This is a genomic window from Caldibacillus sp. 210928-DFI.2.18 (genome assembly GCF_020554505.1).
GTDB classification, from domain to species: domain Bacteria; phylum Bacillota; class Bacilli; order Bacillales; family Caldibacillaceae; genus Caldifermentibacillus; species Caldifermentibacillus hisashii.
Genome location: NZ_JAJCHL010000197.1, coordinates 1 through 1,003, shown reverse-complemented (window position 1 = coordinate 1,003; position 1,003 = coordinate 1). Strand labels below are relative to the sequence as shown.

Genomic DNA, 1,003 nt, shown 5'->3' with positions numbered 1-1,003 from the left:
TGGTGACGAGATTGAGTCTCGTCGCCAAAATTGAGCGGTTTTCACTTCAAAATGATGACGAGATCGAGTTTCGTCGTCAAAATTGTGGGGTTTTCACTTCAAAATGGTGACGGGATTGAGTCTCGTCGCCAAAAAATGAAGTTTCTCGGCTCAAAATGACGACGAGAACGGGTCTCGTCGCCAAAAAGTGGAGTTTTTCGCGCAAAAATGACGACGAGAAAGAGTCTCGTCGCCAAAAAGTGGCATTTCCCGGCTCAAAATGACGACGAGAAAAGGTCTTGTCGCCAAAAAGTGGAGTTTTTCGCGCAAAAGTGACGACGAGAAGTGATCTCGTCGCCAAAAAGTGGAGTTTTTCGCGCAAAAGTGACGACGAGAAAGAGTCTCGTCGCCAAAAAATGGACTTTCTCGCATAAAAATGACGACGAGAACGGGTCTCGTCACCAAAAAATGGAGTTTCCCGTAAAAAAAAGACGACGAGAACGAGTTTCGTCGTCAAAATTGTGCAGTTTTCACTTCAAAATGGTGACGAGATTGAGTCTCGTCGCCAAAATTGAGCGGTTTTCACTTCAAAATGATGACGAGATCGAGTTTCGTCGTCAAAATTGTGGGGTTTTCACTTCAAAATGGTGACGGGATTGAGTCTCGTCGCCAAAAAGTGGAGTTTTTCGCGCAAAAGTGACGACGAGAATGGATCTCGTCGCCAAAAAATAGCGTTTCCGGTCCCAAAAAGGCGACGAGAAAGGGTGTCGTCGCTAAAAAAGTGAGTTTTCCGTCCAAAAGCGACGACGAGAAAGGGTGTCGTCACCAAAAAATGGAGTTTCCGGCCAAAAAGTGACGACGAGAAGTGATCTCGTCGCCAAAAAATGGAGTTTTTCGCGCAAAAATGACGACGAGAAAAGGTTTCGTCGCCAAAAAATCAAGTTTTTCACCCCAAAACGGTGACGAGAAAAGTAAGCCCCCATTCAAACAACGCATATAAATCAACAGCACCTCTTGTTAAAAT

2 protein-coding genes are annotated in these 1,003 nt (G+C 45.1%); both read left to right on the top strand.

Going from position 1 to position 1,003, the window contains the following annotated elements; all coding sequences use genetic code 11:
- Positions 1-363: 363 nt before the first annotated feature.
- Positions 364-630, top strand: coding sequence for a hypothetical protein (locus LIZ98_RS17530; protein WP_227140415.1), 267 nt, complete (start codon positions 364-366; stop codon positions 628-630).
- Complete coding sequence (locus tag LIZ98_RS17525; protein WP_227140416.1) at positions 624-764, top strand: hypothetical protein; 141 nt, start codon at positions 624-626, stop codon at positions 762-764. Before LIZ98_RS17530 ends, LIZ98_RS17525 begins: the two co-directional genes overlap by 7 nt.
- The last annotated feature ends 239 nt before the right edge of the window (positions 765-1,003 follow it).